The sequence below is a fragment of the Camelimonas lactis genome, assembly GCF_004342915.1.
In the GTDB taxonomy this organism is placed as follows: Bacteria; Pseudomonadota; Alphaproteobacteria; order Rhizobiales; family Beijerinckiaceae; genus Camelimonas; species Camelimonas lactis.
Genome location: NZ_SLWL01000008.1, coordinates 139647 through 154797, shown reverse-complemented (window position 1 = coordinate 154797; position 15151 = coordinate 139647). Strand labels below are relative to the sequence as shown.

Here is a 15151-nt window from a genome sequence, read left to right as displayed (position 1 = left end):
GGCGGAACCAAAACCAGAGGTTTCCGCCCAGCCAGGGCGCAGCGCCCCACGCATGGATGAGCCTTCGTCCGGTTCCTGAGAGGCGCCAGTGTTCCGGGAGCAGGAACTCCTGGATCAGATCAAGATGGGAGCAGGCAGCCATGCCGAATTTCGCCACGCCCGGGCAGATACTGACGTATAGCCCTGAACTGCGCGCATTCTCGCGATCGCTATGCACCAACAGGGCGGACGCCGAGGATCTTTTCCAGCAAACAATACTGAGAGCTATTGAAAATTTACATCGCTACAAGCCAGGAACATACATGCGCGCCTGGTTGTTGACGATCATGCGGAACGCATTCCTCAACAATATCCGAAAACGCAACCTTGAAACGGCGGGACAGGAATACAGCGTATCATCCGAACCCAGGGTGGAGGCGCCGCAGGAATGGAAATTGCGCCAGAATGAACTGGCCGTCGTCCTTGACAGGATGCCCGCGCACTATCGCGACGCGGTCGTATTGATCGGGGTCCTGGGCGAAAGTTATGGGGCTGCTGCGGAAATCCTGCACTGCGACATCGGCACCATCAAAAGTCGCGTTAACCGGGCAAGAGGCCTGCTTCGCGCCAGCCTCCCCTGAGGAAATCGACGCACACGCCGGTTTCAGCTGAACATAATGATAAATTATTAGCAAACCACAAATATATACCACAGAAATCCAGCGTGTTTCATATATAATTTTTAATACTGAAATATAAAAAATAATATTCAGGAACATCGGCGCCCACGGTGTGTTCATCAGGTTCATCCGTCCACGTTGCCCCAACATATGGAGGTCGCATCATGGCGCGCGAGACTAGACCGACACCCCAAACCAACCCGGAGGACGAACAGAAAGCCGGCGATACGTCGCAAAGTGGCAAGGAGGCAGCCGAAAAATCAGCGGAGCGCTCCGGTGATATGCAGGATGGCTATCAACTTCTGAAGCAACATCATGAAGAATTGCGGGAGCTATGCGGGAAAATCGCAAAATCTTCGCAGAAAAATGACGTCGCTGACGATCTGGAGACGCTTTCCCAGGTCTGGCGCCACCACGTTGCCTTGCACGCGGCGCTCTTCGGCGCCGTCAGAGCCAGGCCCGCGGACGACAAGCCGGCGAACGGCAAGGACAGCGTCGATGGCGACGATATCATCGCAGCCGCCATCGAGACCGACCTGGTGTCGATCCTGCTCGCCGAAGAAGATGATGAAACGGCTGCGGCCCGTCTGAAACTTGCGACGCGGCTGATCACGGACATGACCGGACGCGAGGAAAAGGCCGACAGCGGCCTCCTCGCCAGAATCAGGGCGGCCGGCGTCGAGCCCGCTGCCCTGGCCAGGCGCATCGACGCCTGCCTCAAGGCGCCTCCTGAAGGGCGCGCGGACAAACCACACCTTCTCTGCCTCAATCTGGATATGGAGGAAAAAATGGCCAGGATGAGAAACATGCCCGAACGCGACGACCAGGGGCGTTTCATGAGCGATGACGGCCCCCGGGGCGGTGATCGCGATCGCAGCCAGGCTTACCGCCGTCGCGACGATGACGACGACCGGCGCTATTCCGCGCGTGATCGTGGTCATGGCGGCTGGTTTGGCGACCGGGAGGGGCACTCCGAGGCCTCGCGTCGCGGCTGGGATGAGCGGCGCGACGAGCGCGGCCCTGGCCGGGCTGCGGGCCGCCATGACGATGACGATCGCCGTTATTCCGCCCGTGGACGCGACGATGACGACGATCGCCGCTATTCGGCCCGCGACCGGGGCCAGGGCGGCTGGTTCGGCGACCCGGAAGGTCACGCCGAAGCCTCGCGCCGTGGCTGGGACCACCGCCGCGATGACGACGACAACGGGCGTGGCCGTGGACGCGCCTATAGCCGCTACGACGACGATGATCGCCGTTATTCGTCCCGCAGCCGGGATGATGACTATGGCCGCGACCGTGGTCACGGCGGCTGGTTCGGCGATGCTGAGGGACATTCGGAGGCCTCCCGCCGTGGCTGGGACCACCGCCGTGATGACGATGATGAGTATCGGCGGGGGCGCAGCCGCTCTGCAAGCCGTTACGATGACGACGATCGCCGCTATTCAGCCCGCGACCGGGATGACGACCGCGGGCGCGGTCACGGCGGCTGGTTCGGTGATCCCGAGGGCCACTCTGAAGCCTCGCGCCGCGGCTGGGACCACCGCCGTTGACCGGACCGCAGATGCAAAACCAGCAAACGGAGGGGACCATCCCCTCCGTTCCGCGTTCCGGCCACGTAGCCTCGTGTCTGCGAGCCGCTCCCGGCGAACCGGCGCCTGGTTCTTGCAAGCCGGTGTAGCGTCGTTGATGGGCCCGGCGCCGCCAGATAACCTTGACAGACACGGGCGGCCTGCAGGCTGGAAAGCCCGCTGCGCCGCGTCAGAAAAAGTCACCGACGCGGGAGAGGCGCCACAGGAGCACGACGACGATGGCTGCAAGGCCGGCGGAGACGCCCTGCCAGAACCTGGCCGGATGCCGCCGGATCAGCGGCGAACGGGCGGCGCCAGGCAGATCCGGGTTTGGGCGCCGCAGGTCGTGGATAAATTCGTCAGCGTCCTGATGCCGTTTCCAGGGATTGGGATGCGTCGCCTTGCGGATTGCAAGATCGAACCATGGCGGCGCGTCCGGGCGCACTTCTATGGCTGGGGTATAGACAAGCCGGGCCTGCTGCAGACGGGTGCGTGTTTTTGCAACATCCGCCCCATATGGCAGACGCCCGGTCAGCATCTGGTAGACGATGACGCCGAGGGAAAACACGTCCGCCCTGCCGTCTCCCTGTTCACCGAGAAAGTATTCCGGCGCCGTGTACTGGACCGTTCCGGGGATCTGTTCCCACGCTATGGGGATTGCTTCCACTACGCCAGCGACCCGGGTGGCGCCGAAATCAATCAGTTTCACCGCGCCAAAGCGGTCGATCATGATATTTTGCGGCCGCAGATCCTGATGCACCATTTCGGCGCGATGGAACGCGCGCAGCCCCCCGGCGATCTGCGCCGCGATATCGCGAATGGTCGCCAGGTCCGGCTTGGGGTGGTCCACCATCCACTGGGCGAGGGTCTGACCGTCCACATATTCCGCCGCCACGTAAACACCGCTGCGCCGCCGACGGGGCGCTGCTTTCATGACGTGCGGGCTTTTCAGCCGTCGCGCAATCCATTCCTCCATCATCAGCCGCCTCAGGGCGAGCGCATCGCCCCGCATTTCCGTCGCGGCGGTTTTGATGGCGACCGGTTCGCCCGTGTCGGGGTCGGTGGCGAGAAAAACGTGGCTGCGGTGGCTGACGTGAAGCGCGCGTATGATGCGGTAGCCATCGAGCAGCGCGCCGGGTTCCGGCGGCGCGGCCGGCTCCAGGGCTGCGTCCGCAAGCCAGTCGTCGGCGTCGCTGTCCGGCAGGCTCTCGATGCGGATGATTTGCACGGTCAGATTGTCGCCGCTGCCCGCGGCAAGCGCCGCGCCGACGAGGGCGCGGGCCGCGGCGTCCAGATCGTCAGGATGAGCCGCGAGCGTAGCGGCGATATCCTCGCCCGTTACATGCTCATGCACGCCGTCGCTGGACAGCACAAACACGTCGCCCACGTGCAGGTCCGTGACGCGATAGTCGATCTCGACGTCAGGGCGGGCGCCAAGGGCGCGGGCCAGGTAACTGTGCCGCGACGAAACGACAAGCCGGTGCTCTTCAGTCAGCGGCTCCAGCGATTTGCCATGCAGGCGGCCGATACGGCAATCGCCCACGTGAAAAATGTGCGCCTGGCGCCCTTTCAGCACCATTGCGGAGAACGAGCAAACGTGGCCCCGGTCGGCGTCGCCCACGTCGGCGTGTCGACGGGTTTCGGCGTTGAGCCACGCATTGGTCGCGGTGATGACGCGTCGGGCCGAGGTTTTCACCGTCCAGGCGTCGGATGTGCAGTAATAGTCGGTCAGGAAGCTACGGATCGCCGCCTCAGCCGCGATGCCGCTAACCGGGCTGCTGCTGATGCCGTCGGCAATGGCAATGGCCACGCCTTTCATCGCCAGGGCGGCGCCGGCAGGAATGAGCGCGCCATGGAAATCCTGATTGATCTCCTTCCGGCCCCTGTCCGAGTGCTGGCCAATCGATATCGCAAGGGGCATGGGCGCTCCCATGGGTCTTCCCGCCGGATCGGCGGGAAGATTACGGCTTGCGGAAAGCTGTTTATTCAGCAGGCACGGCGCCGGGGCGGAGGTTCATCCGGGGCGCGCGCTTCGCGCCAGTGCGCACGTGCGTTGTATAAAGCGTGAGCCCGACGAAGGTGAGCCCCCCGACAAGATTGCCCAGCACGGTCGGGATTTCATTCCAGATGAGGTAATCCATGACGGAGAAATGGCCGCCGAGCAGAAGCCCTGACGGAAACAGGAACATGTTAACGACGGAATGTTCGAAGCCCATGTAGAAAAACAGCATGATCGGCATCCACATGGCGATGACCTTGCCGGAAACCGACGTTGACATCATGGCGCCGACAACGCCGGTCGCGACCATCCAGTTGCACAGCACGCCGCGAATGAACAACGTCAGCATGCCGGCGGCGCCGTGGGCTGCGTAGCCCACGGTCCGTCCTTCGCCAATGACGCCGATCTTCTGGCCCACGGCGTCGGGCGCCTGGGTGAAGCCATAGGTGAAAATCACCGCCATCATCAGCGCCACGGTGAGGGCGCCGGCGAAATTGCCGAGGAAGACCAGCCCCCAGTTCCGCAACACGCCGCCCCAGGTCACGCCGGGGCGCCGGTCGATGAGGGCGAGCGGCGACAGCATGAGCACGCCGGTAAGCAGGTCAAAACCCATCAGATAGAGCAGACAGAAGCCGACGGGGAACAGGATGGCGCCGGCGAGCGGCTGCCCCGTGTGCACATTGATTGTGACAGCGAAGGCAGCGGCCAGCGACAGGATCGCGCCGGCCATGAAGGCGCGGATCACCGTGTCGCGCGTCGACATGAAAATCTTGGATTCGCCAGCATCCACCATCTTGGCGACGTATTCGGTCGGGGGCAGGTACGACATGGTGCGTCCTTTCGGGGCCGGCCGCGCCGCGCGCGGCCGCCGTTGATCTGTCAGTTGGTCAGGCCGCGTAGCGCTGGAGGGCCGAGGCGGCGAGCAGCACCCGTTCGCCTTCGATCCTCACGGGGATTTTCCCGGCGCAGCCATGATCGGCGCCCTGGGCCTGGCCGGTTTCCAGGCTGATGACCCAGTTGTGGAGGGGGCACGTTACGGCGTGGCCGTGGACCATGCCCTCCGACAGCGGGCCGCCCTTGTGCGGACAGCGGTCGCGCAGGGCGAAGACTGATCCATCCGCCGTGCGAAAAACCGCGATGTCGCCCGCTGGCGCCGCCACAACCCGGGACCCCTGAACCGGAATGTCCGTGACCAGGCCCACATCAATCCATTCGGTCATTCCGCCGCCTCCAGCAGTTTCAGATTGGCCATCGGGGTGAATTCATGCGCGTCGTGTCCCTCGACCCGCTCCGCCCAGGGATCGACCTGCGCCTTGCGTTGCGAGATGACGAAGCGTTCGAAAAGCGACCTGCGCCTGTCCGCGTCATCGACGACGGCCGCGCGGATAACATCGACGCCAGTGCGGTCGGCCCATTTGTACATGCGCTCCAGGTAGCGCCCCTGCTCGCGATACAGCTGGGTGAGCGCGGCGATGACCTCGATGCACTCATCCTCGGTGGCGGTGCGGGTCAGCAGTTGCGTGCCCCTGATGTGCAGGCCGGCGGCGCCGGCGAAGTGGATCTCGAAACCGGAGTCGACGCAGATCACGCCCACGTCCTTGCAGGTCGCCTCGGCGCAGTTGCGCGGACAGCCGGAGACGCCCATCTTCACCTTGGCTGGCGTCCACGAGCCCCACATGAACTTCTCGATCCGCACGCCCAGACCCGTCGAGTCCTGGGTTCCGAAGCGACACCAGTCCGAGCCAACGCAGGTTTTCACCGTGCGCAGGCCCTTGGCGTAGGCGTGGCCGGAAACCATGCCCGCCCGGTTGAGATCGGCCCAGACCGCCGGCAGGTCTTCCTTGCGCACGCCGAGAAGATCGATGCGTTGCCCGCCCGTCACCTTCACCGCCGGAATGTCGTAGCGCTCCGCCACGTCGGCGATGGCGCGCAACTCACGCGGATTGGTGAGGCCGCCCCACATGCGCGGCACGACCGAATAGGTGCCATCCTTCTGGATATTGGCGTGGACACGCTCGTTGACGTAACGGGAGCGCGCGTCGTCCGCGTATTCCTCAGGCCAGTCACACAGCAGATAATAATTGAGCGCGGGGCGGCATCGGGCGCAGCCGCCGGATGTCTTCCAGCCGAGCTCCTGCATCACCGCCGGAATGGACTTCAGTTCCCCCGCCCGGATCAGCCGGCGCACGTCATCGTGGCCGAGATCGGTGCAGCCGCACATGGGCTCCACGGTGGCGGGGGCGAACGCCGCGCCGAGCGTCAGCGACATCAGTTGCTCGACAAGACCGGTGCAGGCCCCGCATGAGGCCGAGGCCTTGGTATGGGCCCGCACCTCCGCCAGGGAAGAGAGCCCTTCCCCGGCAATCGTCTGGACGATCTTCCCCTTGCAGACCCCGTTACAACCGCAAATCTCCGCATCGTCCGGCAGGGCCGCGACGGCCGCCGCCGGGTCCTGCGGGGCGCCGGTCGCGAACGACTGGCCATGGATCAGCGTATCGCGCATCTGCGACACGTCGGTTCCCCGGCGCAGCAGATCAAAGAACCACGAACCGTCAGCCGTGTCGCCGTAAAGCACCACGCCGACCACCCGGTCCTCCTTCAGCACGACGCGCTTGTAAACGCCCCTGGCCACGTCGCGCAGCACCACTTCCTGGCGGTCGTCGCCCTCGCCGAAATCTCCGGCGGAGAACAGGTCGACGCCCGTGACCTTGAGACGCGTGGCCGTGAGCGTCCCCGTGAACATCGCTGTCGCGTCGCCGTCGAGGCGCGCCGCCGCGACCTTCGCCATGTCGTACAGGGGCGCGACAAGGCCATAGCAGACGCCGCCATGTTCAACGCACTCACCGACTGAAAAGATATCGGGATCGCTGGTGCGCATGTCGTCGCCAACCAGCACGCCGCGATTGACCTCAAGGCCAGCCGCGCGCGCCAGCGCGGCGTTTGGCCGGATGCCGATCGCCATCACCACCAGATCCGCCGGCAGTTCCTCTCCGTCATCCAGCCTGACGCCCGTGACATGCGTATCGCCAAGAATGGCGTGGGTGTTGGCCCGGCTCCGGATGGTCACGCCCCGCTGCTCCATGGCCCGCTGCAGCAGGTAGCCCGCCGAGGGGTCGAGCTGGCGCTCCATCAGGGTTGGCATGAGGTGCACAACGGTGACGTCCATGCCCCGGGCCGCCAGGCCGGCCGCGGCTTCCAGACCGAGCAGACCGCCGCCGATGACCACGGCGCGGCCACCCCTGCGCGCGGCCGCCAGCATCGCGTCCACGTCGTCAAGGTCACGAAAACTCACCACGCCTGGCAAGTCCGCGCCCGGAACCGGCAGGACAAAGGGAGAAGATCCGGTCGCCAGCAGCAGGGCGTCGTAACTGGTGACCGAGCCATCGGCGCCGGTGACCTGCTTCGCCTCACGGTCAATGTGGGTAACGGCGACGCCGCGCCGCAGGTCAATGCGATTGGCCGCATACCAGGCGTCGTCATGGATCAGGATATCTTCATAGGCCTTCTCGCCAGCCAATACTGGCGAGAGCATGATGCGGTTATAGTTGACGCGCGGCTCCGCGCCAAAAACCGTCACCGAATACGCATCCGGATCACGCGCCAGCAGCTCATCCAGCACGCGGCCGGCCGCCATGCCATTGCCGATCACAACAAGCTTTCGGGGCATCCTCTGGCCTCCCTTCCGCGCAGATGGGTGATCTGGCGAATATTCGATGCAAAACACGCAAAACGCCGCGAGAACACACCCGGAGATCGCAAATGGATCGGGGTTGTTCGTGCGACGCCGTTGTCGTTTTGCAGTGTCAGTAGACTATGCTGCGCCCGCCAGATCTGGCGGAGCAGCCCGGGACCGGATGACCTCATTGTCATGGACCCGTCGTGTACTTGACGATATGGAAGCAATGGATTGCGCTCAAGGGGATAGTCTGGGCGCCGTGAGCAACATATCATCAGCGAGGCGCCCGAATTCAGGGCAAGGGGCCAGCGCTTTGCCGCCCAGGTCACGGCCGCGTGACGGATATGCGGGTTTCTTTATCGCTGGAAGATATTGCGCGGTTATGGCGCGGCGCGCCGATGTTGGGCGCGAAAGCGCCTGACGGAACTGGCGCAGCCGATGGCCTCAGGCAACAACAAAACCTGCGCGCCACGCAACTATACCTGAGAACCTTATATCTGGCCGCTCAAAATCGTTGACGACCGGTCAATGCCGGCTGACGTTACTTCGCGATCAGCGACGCTGCTGTAACCAGGCTCTGGGCGACGTCGACAAGCTTGCGCTTTTCGTTCATCGCTGTGCGGCGCAGCAGCGCATAGGCTTCCGCCTCCGTCATCTGCCGGCCCTGCATCAGCATGCCCTTGGCGCGATCAACGATCTTGCGGGCGGCAAGCGCATCGCAAGCCGCGTCACGCTCGCGCTGCAGGCGGTCAAAAACCTCAAACCGGCTCACCGCCATATGGACAATCGCCCTGATCCGCTCCCGGCGCAGACCATCCACCACATAGGCGGACACTCCCGCTTCCGCCGCCGCGCCGGTCATGTCGCTATCCGGGTTATCCACGAACATGACGACGGGTCGGGCAATGAGCCGGGATATGCGGAACATCTGCGTGAGCACATCGCGGCCGGGATTTTCAAGGCCGATGACGACCACGTCCGGCTCCAGATCGGCCAGGCTGCGGAGCAGCTGGCCTGATCCGGAGATGACATGGGCGTCGACAATCCCGGCATCATGCAGGCCGCCGACGATAATCGCAGCCCGGACGCTGTTCGCCTCCACGATGGCGACGCGGAGCCTGGATTGCTGTTCTGGCGTTCTTTCGCGCATGGGAAGCCGTATGATTGCGTTTCACGCACATCATGAAGCAACAACCATGCCAACCGCGCGCGCCCCGCCAGCGGAGCGGCGCCCGCTTTTCAAAGGCGGCGCATGTTTGGCCGGCGCCGCCAGGTCGTGGCGTCCAGCACGGGCGGGTCGGTGAGCCGGGCTCTTCCATCCTGGCCCCCGGGCAATGGCTACCCCGCCCAGGCCCACGGGACGCCTTGCGGTAAGCGGCCTGGCTGGCGGACCGCATTCTATCCCAGGCGACGCAGATATATTCAATCGTAGAGGTAGTGACGCGCCCACTGGGACCGTGGAATTTCCGCCCCCGCCGTATAGGTCAACATATGAACGTCCATATGCTTTGGGCCCGTCTGGCATTCGAACTTCAGGTGGAACCACTTGCCGCGACTGCGAAACGCCGCGCCATTGGCGACGATCTTGTTGTTTCTTTCCTGAATGACCTGCCTGAACGTGTAAGACACCACCTTGTCGACGGCCAGTCCCCGCTGCTCGCGATTAAGCCTCAGGGCAACTTCCGTGTCGCAGACTTCCTCAAGGCGGGTATCGGGCTCAAGCCGCTCGAACTGGGGCCGCAGGCTGGTTTCATATGCGTGCGCATGACCGTATTGCAGCGCAAGGCCAAGGCTGGCCATCGAGATGAAAACCCGGGGGGACAGAACGCTTCGCATCATCATTCCGGGAGGTTCAACACGTGGGGCGGCGGGCTGTCAACTTTCTGTTACAATGTGTAACAGTCCCCGCGCCGTCAACGGTGGAAAGGCGGGCCATGACCGGCGCTGGCTTCCACAACAATATCACCGTTCGCCCCTGACGACGCGTCCCTTTTTCCAGCCAGGCTCCCCTTTGCTCCAGCCGGGCGTCGGCGAACCTGGCTAACGCCGCTTCCGGTTGCCGGTGGAACACCCCCGGCTGCACCGCGTTGAACCCTGATGCGGGCCACGCGCCGCGGCCCGCGCCCGTACCTGTTCACGGCAAGCAGTTTGGAAGCGGCGCAGACAGGGGCTTGGCAATGGCGCCCAGGGCGAACTGGAAAGGGGTGCTGAAGATCGCCGAGGTCAGTTGCCCGGTGGCGTTGTTCACCGCCGCTTCGACATCGGAGCGCATCGCCTTTCACACGATAAACCGGGCCACCGGTCACCGGGTGCATCGCCAGTTCGTCGACGGCGTCACCGGCCGGCCGGTGGAGCGCGACGACCAGGTCAAGGGCTACGAGCTTGCCCAGGGCGATTACGTCGTCCTGACGCCGGAGGAAGTCGCCAGCGCCACGCCGGCCAGCGACAAGACGATCAGCGTTGCCGCATTCGTCCCCTGCGCGGACATCGACGACGTTTATTTCGACAGGCCATATTACCTTGCGCCTTCAGACCGCGCCGCCCAGGAGCCCTACGCCCTGATCCGCGACGGCCTGCGCAAGACGAAAACCGTGGCCATTGGCCAGGCCGTGCTGTTTCGCCGCGTGCGCATCCTGCTGATCCGCGCCGCCGGCGAAGGCCTCGTCGCGACGACGTTGAATTTCGATTACGAGGTGCGCCCGGCGGCGGCAGCCTTCAGCGATATCCCGGATATGAAGATCAAGGACGAGATGCTGGAGCTTGCCGGACATATCATCCGCATGAAAACCGGAACGTTTGATCCGTCCACCTTCGAGGATCGCTATGAGGCGGCGCTGGCTGATCTGGTGAAGGCGAAGCTGGAGGGCCGCAAGATTGCGGCGCGCAAGCCGCCCAAGCCCACGAAGGTGGTCGATCTGATGGCCGCCCTGCGTGAGAGCGCGGCGGCCATGGGCGCGCCCCGGCCATCTGGCCGCGCGGCGGGCAAAACCAGATCCGGCCCGGACAGGGCTGGAAAATCCGCCGCGCGGACAGCGGCCTCCCGCAGAAAGGCTGGCTAGATGGCGCTCGAAACCTACCGGCAAAAGCGGAACTTCAGCCGCACCAGCGAGCCGCGCGGACGCAAGGCGCAGAAGCAGGGCGCGCATTTCGTCGTCCAGAAACATGACGCCACCCGTCTGCATTATGATTTCCGCCTGGAGATGGACGGCGTGCTGAAAAGCTGGGCCGTCACCAAAGGTCCCAGCCTGGTGGCGGGGGAAAAACGCCTTGCCGTGCATGTGGAGGATCACCCGCTCGAATATGGCGATTTCGAAGGCACAATCCCGAAAGGCGAGTATGGCGGCGGCGCGGTGATCGTCTGGGATCGCGGCGACTGGAAGCCCATCGGCGACGCCCACAAGGGTTACGCCAAGGGACATCTGGATTTCGAGCTGGACGGCGAAAAGCTGCATGGACGCTGGCATCTGGTGCGGATGCGGGGCAAGCCGGGGGAGAAGCGGGAAAACTGGCTGCTGATCAAGGGCGACGATGAATGGGCGCGCCCCGAAGACGCCGCTGACATTCTGGAAGAAGCGCCAGCCTCGGTGAAAACCGGCCGGGACATCGCCGCGGTCGCCGGTGAAACGCCAGGCTGGTCGTCCAGAACCGGGCGCATCGACAGGAGCAATGGCAAGGACACCCAGCCAAAAGCCAGGGCCTCAAAGCCCGCCAAACCGGCGACGGACCATCCAGCCGGCGCCGCTGCCGCGGCGCCCGGGACGACGCTCAAAGGCGCGCGCAAGGCGGCGATGCCGGACTTTCTGGAGCCGACGCTGGCGACGCTGGCCGCCGCGCCGCCCGCCGGCAAGCAGTGGCTGCACGAAATCAAATTCGATGGCTACCGGTTGCAAACCCATGTCCAGGACGGAAAAATCCGCCTGCTGACGCGCGGCGGCCTCGACTGGACAGCGAAGTTCGGCGACCGCATTCCCCACGCCCTCGCGGCCCTGCCCGTCGACACGGCGATCATCGACGGCGAACTGGTGGTGGAAAACGGGGCCGGCGCCTCGGATTTCTCCGCGCTGCAGGCCGACCTCAGCGCTGGCCGCACCGATCGCTTCGTCTATTACGTTTTCGATCTGCTCTATCTCGACGGCCATGATCTCACCCGCGTTCCGCTCATCCAGCGCAAGCAGCAGCTGGAGCAGCTGGTGGCTGCGGCGGACGGCGTCATCCGCTACAGCGGCCATTTCGACGCAAGCGGCGAGCTGGTGCTGCGCCACGCCTGCCGCCTCAGCCTCGAAGGCGTTGTCTCCAAACAGCGCGACGCCCCCTGGCGCGGCGGCCGCGGGCGAACCTGGATCAAATCGAAATGCTCGGCGCGGCAGGAGTTCGTCATCGGCGGCTACACCCCCTCCTCCGTGGCGCGCAAGGCCATCGGCTCGCTGGTGCTTGGCGTTTACGAGGGCGATGCGTTGCACCATGTGGGCCGGGTGGGAACCGGCTTCAGCGCCGCCATGGCGGAACAGCTGTTCAGCCGGTTGCAGGCGCTGCGCGCGGACAGGAGCCCATTCGACGGGCTGCTCACCGCGACGGAGCGCCGGCAGGTCACCTTCGTCCGGCCGGAACTGGTGGCGGAAGTCGAATTCCGGGCCTGGACCGCGGATGGCCATCTGCGGCACGCCGCTTTCCGGGGCCTGCGCGAGGACAAGGCGGCCCGCGACATCGTGCGGGAAACACCGGAAGCCGGGCGCAAGGCGTCAGACAAACGCACCGGAGCCCGGAACGGGGACGACCAGGATGCAGGGGGCCAGAATGCCGGCGCCCTGGAGCCGCCGCCCCAGCGCCGCGTCGTCCGGCTCACCCACCCGGACCGTCTGTACTGGCCGGACGAGGGCGTCACCAAGGAAGGCCTGGCCGATTACTACGCCGAAGTCTGGCGGCGCATGGCGCCGCTCGTGGTGGGGCGGCCGCTTGCGCTGTTGCGATGCCCCAACGGGATTACTGGCGAGAAATTCTTCCAGAAACACGCGTGGAAGGGGCTCAATCCCAAGGTCGCCCTGATTCACGATCCGCAGGAAACCGGCGACGCGCCGCTGATCAGCATCAACGATCTGGACGGGCTGATGGGGCTGGTGCAGTCGGCCGCCCTGGAGATTCACCCGTGGGGCTCCACCGTCGCGGACTGGGAGCGGCCAGACATGATCGTCATGGACCTCGATCCGGGAGAAGGCGTCGCCTGGCAGGCGGTGATAGACGCCGCCCAGGAGGTGCGGCAGCGCCTGCGCGACGCGGGGCTATCGCCGTTCGTCAAAACCTCCGGCGGCAAGGGCCTGCATGTCGCTGCGCCATTGCAACCGGCGGCGAAATGGCCGGCGGTGAAAGCCTTCACGAAAGCCCTCGCCGAAGCCATGGCCGCCGACAGCCCGGATCTCTACGTCGCCACCATCACCAAATCGAAACGGCGCGGCAAAATCCTGATCGACTATTTGCGCAACCAGCGCGGAGCCACGGCGGTCGCCGCCTGGTCGACGCGCGCCCGGCCAGGCGCGCCGGTCTCGGCGCCGCTGGCGTGGAGTGAACTGGGCCCGGAGATTGGGCCGGCCTACTTCACCGTCACCAATATCCCGACACGGCTGGCGGCGCTCGCCAGTGATCCCTGGGCGGATTTTCGCGCCGCCGCGGCGCCGCTGGAGGTGAAAGGCCGGACCGGCGGAGCCGGGGCAAAAGCGAAGCGGGCCTGAAACCAGGCGGGCTGCAGTTCCGCACCCCAGACATCAGGGCGCGCGATTGACCGGCAAGCGACAGCCCTCCAGGCTGCATTTGCCCTGCGCGGGGACGGGAGGCATGCTATTTACGGGATTTCCTCCGTGAGGCGCTTTCCGAGGCGATGCTGCGTCGCAGCGCATCCATGATGCTGACGACGTTGGACGCCGGCTCCTCCGCCGGCTCGGGCGTTCTGGTGGGCCGTTTTCGGCCTTTCCTGCGCGTTTCAATCAGATCGAGCAGCCGCTCCTGCACCGGATCGTGGACCATGTCCGGGTCCCAGGGCCGGGTGCGCTCGTCGATCAGCCGCAGCACCAGTTTCATCAGCTCCGGGTCGGGCCGGTCCTCATCCAGACCGGCAAAGTAGTCGCTGGCGTCACGCACCTCATCGCCGTAGCGCAATGTCCACAGCACGATGCCCTGGTCGCGCGGCTCCAGCATCACCGCCCGCTCGCGGCGATAGAGAACAAGGCGCGAAACGCCGACCATCCCGGTTGATTGCATCGCTTCCCGGATCACGGAAAAGGCTTCCTCGCCCACGGCGTCATCGGGCAGCAGATAGTGCGGGCGGTCATACCAGAGCCAGCCAATGCTGTCGGCCGGCACGAAGGCGTCCACGTCGATGGTGTGGGTGCTTTCCAGCGCGACGGCGTCGAGTTCGTCGTCCCCGATCAGAACATGGTCGTCCTCGCCCCGGGGGTAGCCGCGCGCTTCGTCCTCCGGGTCGACAGGTTTCCCGGTAACCGCGTCCACATAGCGGCTGACAAGGCGATTGCCTGTGCGGGCGTTGAGGGTGTGAAACCGCACCTTTTCGCGATCGCTCGTCGCCGGCGTCATCGCCACGCGACACGTGACGAGCGAGAGCTTCAGATATCCCTTCCAGAACGCGCGCTGGGCCATGCCCCACTCCCCGGGCGATCAGTGCGATCGCGCCTCCTCCGGCGGCCTGTCGGCAAGGCCGGTGACGCCGCTGGCGCTGGCGCAATGGGCGCAGCAGTAAATCACGTCTCCCTGTTCAACGCCGTGGCCGATCACCCGGCAGTCACAATGGGCGCAAACCGGCGCGAGTTTGGTGATTGCGCACTCAAAGCAGTCGAAATGGTATTCACGGCCCGCCATCGCGACCCGGAAGGTCTTGTCGTAATGGTTGCCGCACTGGTCGCATGTCATCATGGCGATCCGCCTCCTTCGTCGTGCTGATTTCTCCTGATACCAACACGGCGGAGGCGCAACTGTTCCCGCGCTCCTGTCGGCGGCCTGGCGCGACCTCAGGCGCCCCCTTCCTGTGAGGGGCCACACCGACCGCGTGGGCGGGCCAAATCACAAGCCCCGGCTCGCGTCATGCCTGGATCATCGCGCCCCATAACGATGAACTGATGGACATCTGGATATGGCGGGCAGGACGCGCAGGCGGCTCCCGGGCTTCACCTGGAAGCAGGCCAGCGCCTGCTGACCAGGCAGGGGCGCCGGCCATAAAATGAATTTCGACTCGATATTCATTTTA

At 64.9% G+C, this 15151-nt stretch carries 12 protein-coding genes; 4 read left to right on the top strand and 8 right to left on the bottom strand.

Annotated elements, in window-relative coordinates:
* Positions 1-140 precede the first annotated feature (140 nt).
* Together EV666_RS10555 and EV666_RS10550 are read left to right on the top strand one after the other, a co-directional pair.
* Positions 141-620 (top strand): sigma-70 family RNA polymerase sigma factor, encoded by a 480-nt coding sequence (locus EV666_RS10555; RefSeq protein ID WP_132007236.1) that lies wholly within the window; start codon positions 141-143, stop codon positions 618-620.
* 203 nt (positions 621-823) lie between these two features.
* Positions 824-2209: a hypothetical protein gene (locus tag EV666_RS10550; RefSeq protein ID WP_132007233.1), complete on the top strand. Its 1386-nt coding sequence runs from the start codon at positions 824-826 to the stop codon at positions 2207-2209.
* A gap of 208 nt (positions 2210-2417) precedes the next feature.
* Here the strand turns inward: EV666_RS10550 and EV666_RS10545 are convergent, their stop codons facing one another.
* The 6 genes from EV666_RS10545 to EV666_RS10520 form a co-directional block, all read right to left on the bottom strand.
* The gene (locus EV666_RS10545) at positions 2418-4148 is read right to left on the bottom strand and encodes a bifunctional protein-serine/threonine kinase/phosphatase (RefSeq protein WP_132007230.1); all 1731 of its coding nucleotides are present in this window, start codon (positions 4146-4148) and stop codon (positions 2418-2420) included.
* Between the two features lie 61 nt (positions 4149-4209).
* On the bottom strand, positions 4210-5055 hold the full coding sequence (locus EV666_RS10540) for a formate/nitrite transporter family protein (RefSeq protein ID WP_132007228.1): 846 nt from the start codon (positions 5053-5055) through the stop codon (positions 4210-4212).
* Positions 5056-5113: 58 nt separating this feature from the next.
* Positions 5114-5446: a nitrite reductase small subunit NirD gene (nirD, locus tag EV666_RS10535; protein ID WP_132007225.1), complete on the bottom strand. Its 333-nt coding sequence runs from the start codon at positions 5444-5446 to the stop codon at positions 5114-5116.
* Positions 5443-7893 (bottom strand): nitrite reductase large subunit NirB, encoded by a 2451-nt coding sequence (gene nirB, locus EV666_RS10530; RefSeq protein WP_132007222.1) that lies wholly within the window; start codon positions 7891-7893, stop codon positions 5443-5445. The genes nirD and nirB overlap by 4 nt, the downstream gene beginning before the upstream one ends.
* Before the next feature lie 550 nt (positions 7894-8443).
* Complete coding sequence (locus EV666_RS10525) at positions 8444-9052, bottom strand: ANTAR domain-containing response regulator (protein WP_132007219.1); 609 nt, start codon at positions 9050-9052, stop codon at positions 8444-8446.
* A gap of 272 nt (positions 9053-9324) precedes the next feature.
* On the bottom strand, positions 9325-9744 hold the full coding sequence (locus EV666_RS10520; RefSeq protein WP_132007216.1) for a DUF930 domain-containing protein: 420 nt from the start codon (positions 9742-9744) through the stop codon (positions 9325-9327).
* 335 nt (positions 9745-10079) lie between these two features.
* On the opposite strand from EV666_RS10520, the gene ku (EV666_RS10515) reads away from it, so the two are divergent.
* Both ku (EV666_RS10515) and ligD read left to right on the top strand, forming a co-directional pair.
* Positions 10080-10961, top strand: a complete 882-nt coding sequence (gene ku, locus EV666_RS10515) for a non-homologous end joining protein Ku (protein WP_132007213.1) — start codon at positions 10080-10082, stop codon at positions 10959-10961.
* A complete protein-coding gene (ligD, locus tag EV666_RS10510; RefSeq protein ID WP_132007210.1) occupies positions 10962-13625 on the top strand; it encodes a DNA ligase D in 2664 nt (887 codons plus the stop codon).
* Positions 13626-13731: 106 nt separating this feature from the next.
* Here the strand turns inward: ligD and ku (EV666_RS10505) are convergent, their stop codons facing one another.
* The gene (gene ku, locus EV666_RS10505; protein ID WP_132007207.1) at positions 13732-14547 is read right to left on the bottom strand and encodes a non-homologous end joining protein Ku; all 816 of its coding nucleotides are present in this window, start codon (positions 14545-14547) and stop codon (positions 13732-13734) included.
* 18 nt (positions 14548-14565) lie between these two features.
* Positions 14566-14820 carry a hypothetical protein gene (locus tag EV666_RS10500; RefSeq protein ID WP_132007204.1) on the bottom strand — a complete coding sequence of 85 codons (255 nt, stop codon included), beginning with the start codon at positions 14818-14820 and terminating at the stop codon, positions 14566-14568.
* Between the last annotated feature and the right edge of the window lie 331 nt (positions 14821-15151).